This is a genomic window from Actinomadura sp. SCN-SB (assembly GCF_043906805.1).
In the GTDB taxonomy this organism is placed as follows: domain Bacteria; phylum Actinomycetota; class Actinomycetes; order Streptosporangiales; family Streptosporangiaceae; genus Spirillospora.
The window spans coordinates 54,325-60,324 of record NZ_JBIMPP010000051.1 but is presented as its reverse complement, the minus strand read 5'-3'; the positions used below and the strand labels follow the sequence as shown (position 1 = coordinate 60,324).

At 69.0% G+C, this 6,000-nt stretch carries 8 protein-coding genes; 2 read left to right on the top strand and 6 right to left on the bottom strand.

Annotated elements, in window-relative coordinates; genetic code table 11:
* On the bottom strand, positions 1 to 186 hold a 186-nt coding region (locus ACGWYJ_RS27705; protein WP_395109295.1), incomplete at its 3' end, for a DUF397 domain-containing protein.
* Positions 183 to 998, bottom strand: coding sequence for a helix-turn-helix domain-containing protein (locus ACGWYJ_RS27700; protein ID WP_395109293.1), 816 nt, complete (start codon positions 996 to 998; stop codon positions 183 to 185). The genes ACGWYJ_RS27705 and ACGWYJ_RS27700, both read right to left, overlap by 4 nt.
* 101 nt (positions 999 to 1,099) lie before the next feature.
* On the opposite strand from ACGWYJ_RS27700, the gene ACGWYJ_RS27695 reads away from it, so the two are divergent.
* On the top strand, positions 1,100 to 1,543 hold the full coding sequence (locus ACGWYJ_RS27695) for an ATP-binding protein (RefSeq protein ID WP_395109292.1): 444 nt from the start codon (positions 1,100 to 1,102) through the stop codon (positions 1,541 to 1,543).
* A 306-nt stretch (positions 1,544 to 1,849) separates the two neighbouring features.
* Here ACGWYJ_RS27695 and ACGWYJ_RS27690 read toward each other — a convergent pair whose 3' ends face one another.
* The 3 genes from ACGWYJ_RS27690 to ACGWYJ_RS27680 form a co-directional block, all read right to left on the bottom strand.
* Entirely contained in the window at positions 1,850 to 2,293 is a 444-nt protein-coding gene (locus ACGWYJ_RS27690) for a hypothetical protein (protein ID WP_395109290.1), read from the bottom strand.
* 10 nt (positions 2,294 to 2,303) lie between these two features.
* A complete protein-coding gene (locus ACGWYJ_RS27685; protein ID WP_395109301.1) occupies positions 2,304 to 3,704 on the bottom strand; it encodes a B12-binding domain-containing radical SAM protein in 1,401 nt (466 codons plus the stop codon).
* An 84-nt stretch (positions 3,705 to 3,788) separates the two neighbouring features.
* Positions 3,789 to 4,307, bottom strand: coding sequence for a hypothetical protein (locus ACGWYJ_RS27680; RefSeq protein ID WP_395109289.1), 519 nt, complete (start codon positions 4,305 to 4,307; stop codon positions 3,789 to 3,791).
* A gap of 89 nt (positions 4,308 to 4,396) precedes the next feature.
* On the opposite strand from ACGWYJ_RS27680, the gene ACGWYJ_RS27675 reads away from it, so the two are divergent.
* Positions 4,397 to 4,891, top strand: coding sequence for a GNAT family N-acetyltransferase (locus tag ACGWYJ_RS27675; protein WP_395109288.1), 495 nt, complete (start codon positions 4,397 to 4,399; stop codon positions 4,889 to 4,891).
* A 3-nt stretch (positions 4,892 to 4,894) separates the two neighbouring features.
* Here ACGWYJ_RS27675 and ACGWYJ_RS27670 read toward each other — a convergent pair whose 3' ends face one another.
* Positions 4,895 to 5,917 carry a methyltransferase domain-containing protein gene (locus tag ACGWYJ_RS27670; protein WP_395109287.1) on the bottom strand — a complete coding sequence of 341 codons (1,023 nt, stop codon included), beginning with the start codon at positions 5,915 to 5,917 and terminating at the stop codon, positions 4,895 to 4,897.
* Between the last annotated feature and the right edge of the window lie 83 nt (positions 5,918 to 6,000).

The following is a 6,000-nucleotide window of genomic DNA, read 5'->3' as shown; positions in this document are numbered from 1 at the left end:
GGGCTTCTGGTGTCGCTTGATCCAGTTCATGAGGGTGCCGAACTCGACGGGTGTGAGGGTGAGGTGACCGGCCTCTGGGTCTTTGGAGTCCCTTACCCCGATGCCCTGTTCGAGACGTCCCAGCTCAACGCAGTGCTCGTCGTTGACACCGCCGCTGTGAGTGCTCTTGCGCCACTGCACGTTCATCTGTACCTCTCCAAATACTGCTCGACGAGGGTCCGCGAGGCGGACTCTGGGAGAGCCTTCGCACCGATGCGTTCAAACCTATCCCAAAGTTCTCTGATTTCCACGGGTGATTCGATCAGCCGCCCGCCGTTCTGAGCCCCGGCGTAGGCGACGTCTCGCTCCTCCAGACTGATGACCTGGAACGGGCCGTCGAAGCCTTGGTGGGCGCCTGCCGCGGACGGGACGAAACGCACGATCACGTTCGGACGATCCATGATCTCCAGCAAGTGCGCGAGCTGAGCCTGCATGACACTCTGCCCGCCGACGCAGCAGTCCAGCACCTTCTCGTCGATGAGCACCCAGAAGAACGGAGGTTTTTCACGGTCGAGGAGGGCGCGCTGGCGAGAGAGGCGCCCTGCTATCGCAGCCTCGACATCCTCAGCCGATCCGGCCTCGACCAGTGCACGTGTGTAGTCCTCGGTTTGGAACTGCCTGGGGATCGTATGGCCGTGATAGCTCCGGATTGATTTCGCTTGCTCCTCGTACTTGCGGAGTTGGCGTCCCCAGTCGGGATCGTGGGACATTCGGGCAAACCACAGCAAAAGCCTAAAAAGCATCCCAGTGTCGAACTTTTCGTCCAGCTTCTGCATGTGGTCTTCCTGGGGGCGCTGCCTGCATGCCTCCATGTTGCAAACACTGGATCGTGCGACGCCCATGATGCGCCCGAACTGATCGAGCGTGAGCCCGTGCTTCTCGCGCCAGAAGCGCATGTAGACGGCCAGAAAGTGCCACAGCGAGATCTTGGGGTCGAGGGGTTCGCGAACGGGGGGCATCGTTCCTCCCAAGTTTGAAGTTGTTTGTTGTACACCCGAACCGTAGGGCGCACTTGTGATCCTTGGCATAGAAATTAGCAAGCGCGACTGACGGTGAGGCAGTGGTGGCGACGAAGGCCGATGAATTGATCTTTTCCATGCCAGGTTCACCTGCGGCGATAGGGGTGGCGCGGGTGCTGGCCGGCGCTCGGATTCGTAAATGGGACTATTCCGCTGTTCTGGACGATGCACTTCTTATCGTCAGCGAGTTGGTCACCAACGCGGCCGAGGTGACCCCCGGCGAGAAGATCGTCCTCCAGGTCGGGCGGGACGGTCAGGGGATCTTCTTCGCCGTGTGGGACTCCAGCGCCCGCATGCCAGAGCCCAGGCCGGTCGCCGAACTCGGCCTCGACGACCTGGATCTCTCCGAGGAGAGCTTCGACGACAACGGCGGCTGGGGGCTCGCGCTCGTCCAGGCGCTTTCGACCTCATGCGGGGTGACCCGCGATCCCAACGGCGGCAAGTGGGTGTGGGCCCGGTGCGCCATGGGCCGTCCAGGGGCTTAGCGGGTCTTGGCGAATCGCGATACGGCCTGGTCACCGACCTCAGGTACTCGGCGGATCCGTGCGGGTGCATCAGCCACGAGCTGGGCTCGCTGAAGACGAAGAGCCTCGGCCGCAGCCGGTACTCCGCGGACCACACGAAGGCGTTCCGAGGCGCCGCCTCCGAGATCCGTGCCGCGGCCAAGGACATCGATGGCTTCACGTGGGCCCCGACCCGGAGGGCGGGAGGCGGCAGGCGAATGAGATCGCCGACGAACTCGATCGAATGGCCGCCAAGCTGCGTGCGCTCCCGCCGGGTGAGACCGCCGTCTACCTCAATCCCGGGGTGACAAGAAGAACCTTCCGTACACCCTTCAGAACGCCTGTGGCATCCCGGCCAGTGGTGTCGGACGGGTCAGGGGCGACGTCATCCGCCACCGTCAGCATGAGCAGCCCGATGATCACAACCACCGCCCAGTACACGCCGAGGAAGATCACCCAGGCGGCCCGCGCGATCGACCGGCGCCGCCCTTCCCCGGCGAGGGCGAACAGGGCCAGCGTCGGAGCGATCAGGGCCGCGACCAGGACACCGGCACCGGCCAGCCGGTCCACCAGCGGTTCCGTCGGGCAGGACCCGTCGGCGCCGAAATCCTCGCAGCGGAGGCTTCCGGCGCCGTGGCTCATCCGGATCGGCAGGAGGAGTGTCGGCAGGCCGATGGCGACCGAGACCGCGGCCGAGACGATCACGAAAGGCTTGATGCGGGAACGGCCCATGTCAGTGCTCTCATGGAGCGGGGCTCACCGTTTCCGCCGGTTCCCGGCCGGGTTCGGCGCGATGCCTGCCGAATCCGGCCAGGATGGATTCCAGCAACGGCAGCGCCCGGCCCGCTCGCCTGGCGCGGATGACCAGGTCCCAGGCGGGCTCGAACTTCTTCCAGCCGCCCGCGTACGCGGCGTGCCTCGCCTTTCCGCGCAACGTCGGCTTGGTCGCGGCACCGCGGAAGATCGAGCCCCAGCGGTAGAAGTCGCGGTACGCGCGCCAGTATCCGTCCTCCAACTGGCGCTCGGTCATCTTCGCGGGTTTGAAGACGACGGTCCGGGTGTCGTACCGGTCCCAGTCGGAATGCAGGATCCGGTCCGCCTTCGCCATGCGGTCATAGAGGCGCGTGCCGGGGTACGGCGTCAGGATGTGGAAGGTGGCGGTCTCGATTCCCTGGCCGATCGCCCAGTCGACCGTGCGGTCGAACACGCCCGGGTCGTCCTCGTCCATCCCGAAGACGAAGCTGCCGTTCACCATCACGCCGTTGTCGTGCAGCCTGCGGACGACCGCGCCGTAGTCGCGGTCGATGTTCTGCCATTTGCGCTGCTCGGTGAGGTTGCCCGCGTTGACCGTCTCGAAGCCGACGAACAGGCTGCGCAGCCCCGACTCCACGGCCTTCTCCAGGAGCCCCGGTCGCAGCACCGCCTGCACCGTCCCGGCGGCCTGCCAGAGCCGCCCCATCCCGCGCATCCCGTCGAACAGGGCGGACGCGAAGCGGGCGTTGCCGAACAGATGGTCGTCCAGGAAGTACAGATGGCGGCCGGGCAGCCGTTCGATCTCGGCGAGCGCGGCGTCGACGGTCTGCGTGTAGAACGACTTGCCGCCCTCGAAGAACGCCTCCTTGTAGCAGAAGTCGCACACGTGCGGGCAGCCGCGCGACACCACGATCGAGTTCGGCACCAGGTACCGCTCGCGGGCGATGAGGTCGCGGCGGATCGGCGGCAGCCCCGCGAGCGTGCGTTCGGACGACTCGTACCGTGGCGCCGGGTGCCCGGCGCGGAAGTCGGCGAGGAAGCGGGGCCAGGTGTCCTCACCGGGGCCGCAGAAGATGGTGTCCGCGTGCCGGGCCGCCTCGTCCGGAAGCGAGGTCACGTGCAGCCCGCCGAGGCAGACGTAGGCGCCGCGGCTCCGGTACAGGTCGGCCAGCTCGTACGCGCGCCGCGCCGAGGTGATGTAGACCTGGATCACGACCAGGTCGGGCTCGTCGGAGGTGTCGACCTTCTGCACGTGCTCGTCGGTCACCGTGACCTCGTCGTCGGGGTCGAGGTAGCCGGCGAGCGTGGCCAGTCCCAGCGGCGGGAACAGCGAGTACTTGATCGGACGGAAGAAGGGAGAGGTCGCCTCGGTCAGTGCCGGGAGGATCATCTTCACGCGCATGCCTCATTGGACGCGGGCGACCGGCCGCGAGTGGTGGCGGTCCTGTGGAGATCCGGGGGAGATCCCGCGTGCTCATCCGAGGCCCAGCAGCCCGAGGAGCCCGCCGCCGCGCCGGGACGGTGCGCGTCGCTCGTCGGGGTCCGGAGTGCGTGTGGTGGTGGACGGCGCCGGGGTGGGCGGCGTGGAGCGGGGGCTGGAGGGCGCCTGTGACGGCACAACTGTGGCCGGAGCCGGGATCGTTCTCTTCCCGACCGTGCCGGGCGCAGGGGACGCGGTCGGCCGCGGCCGCCGCAGACCACGTGTGGGAGCGGTGCCGGGTGCCGTGGGCGCGGAGCGGGTCGGCGCCGGGTCCGCCCTCTTGGCGGCGGTGCCGTGCTCGGGCAGCGGCAGTACCGAGTCGGGGCTGACGGGCCCTCCCATCAGGCTGACCGCCACGACCGCCGTGTACATCCCGCAGGCCCCCGCGACGCCGAAGCCCGCGACCCGCAGCCATCGCCGCCGCCGTCCGGAGGTGTCCAGGAAGACCGGCCTCGTCCGCCCGGCCTCCCTACGGTCGTCCTTCTCCAGGATCTCGTACGGCGCGTTCCCCACGTCAACGTCCTCCAATGACTGGCCGTGCCCGACATCGCCCGAGTATTCCGGCGCGGCGGTCGCCCGGAGGCCGGACGTAGGGTGTTGGCATGTCGGAGGTACGAGAGGCGACCGTTGAGGACATCTCCGGGCTGGTGCGGCTTCGCGCGCAGATGTTCGCCGAGCTGAGGGACGACTTCGGCGAGGCGCCCTTCGGGGACGGGTGGCGGGACGCCTGCGCCGCCGCGCTCAAGGAACGGCTTGCCGCGGACGACACGCGGATCGTCGTGGTCGGTGACGGCGCCACCGGTCCCATCGCGTCCGGGATGGGCGTCATCGACCAGCGCCTTCCGTCCCCGTACAACCGGACGGGCCGGGTCGGCTACATCTTCGGCGTCATCACCGACCCGGCCCACCGGCACCGCGGCCACGCCCGCGCCATCATGAAGGATCTGATCGCTTGGTTCGACGCCCGTGGCGTCGATCGTGTCGATCTGCACGCCACGGAGTCCGGGATCCCGCTCTACCGGTCCCTCGGCTTCACCGAACACCCCGAGCCGACGTACACGCGCAAGCACCCCGGCCTCGCCCCACCGCCCGCCTAGTCCTCACGGCCGCCGGTGCAACCGGACGAGGTGCGAGTGGGTCCCCGCAAGCCTGATCTGCTGCACGTGGACGGGTGTCAGTCCCTCGCGTATCGCGGACGCCAGAGCACCAGGGTCGGGGATGAGGACGACCGCGGCTCCCTTGGGCGTGAGGACGCGGCGCAGCTCCGTCCAGAAGCGGCGCGGGTCGCGGGCGAGCAGACCGGAGGGACTGACCTGTGCGCCCCAGGGCGGGTTGGTGATGACCCTGTCCACGCTCGTGTCCCCTAGAGGAAGGTCGCCCGCGTCCCCTCGGCGAAGGACGATCGGTAGCCCCCGCGCGTTCTCGCGTGCCGCACGCAACGCGGCGGGTGCCGTGTCGAAGCCCCGGAACGTTGCGCCCGGGTGCAGATTGGCTGCCTCGATGAGGGGTGTGCCCGCACCACAGCAGGGGTCGGCCACGACCTGGCCCGGCTGGATGTCGGCCAGCAGTGCCATGGCGGCGGCCACGGGTGGGTGCAGCGTGCCGGGGATGGTGCTGCGCTTGTACGGGCGGCGATGCAGGGGACGCTCTAAGACGCGCAGCATGAGGCTGGCGTGAGCGCCGTCCAACGTGAGCCGCCACCCCTGGCAGCCCTGCGGTGGCCGGCCGCCGTCACGCCGTGAGTGATACCGGACGTGCAGGCGTGCCGCCAAGGCCCGGCCCACCGCGTCCTCGACGTCGTACCGGTTGAACCTGCGCCGCCCCAGGAACGACGCGGACACCTCCACGTCCTGCCCGGCAGGGACGTGGCGCAGGTCCGCCGAAGCGGCCAGGTCGGTGAGCCCGGCGACCGCCGCCCTGGACGGGCCGATGTCGGGCATGCGGGCGACCAGCAGGAAGGCGTCGTCGGCCGTGCGCAGCCGCGCCGTGCCGGCCGGGGGAGACCCGGTGCGGAACCGCACCTCGCGGTGCCCGATCCGGGTGACGGTGCCGACCTCGTACCGGAGGATCTCGGTGGCCAGGAGGGACTCGAGCCCGCGGACGCAACGCGCCACCATGCGCATGATGATCTTCTTCTCCCACGTCAGGACCCGGGACGGGCGGCCTGCCGGTCCCGCATCGCCGGCGACGGGGGCTCCTCGCCTCG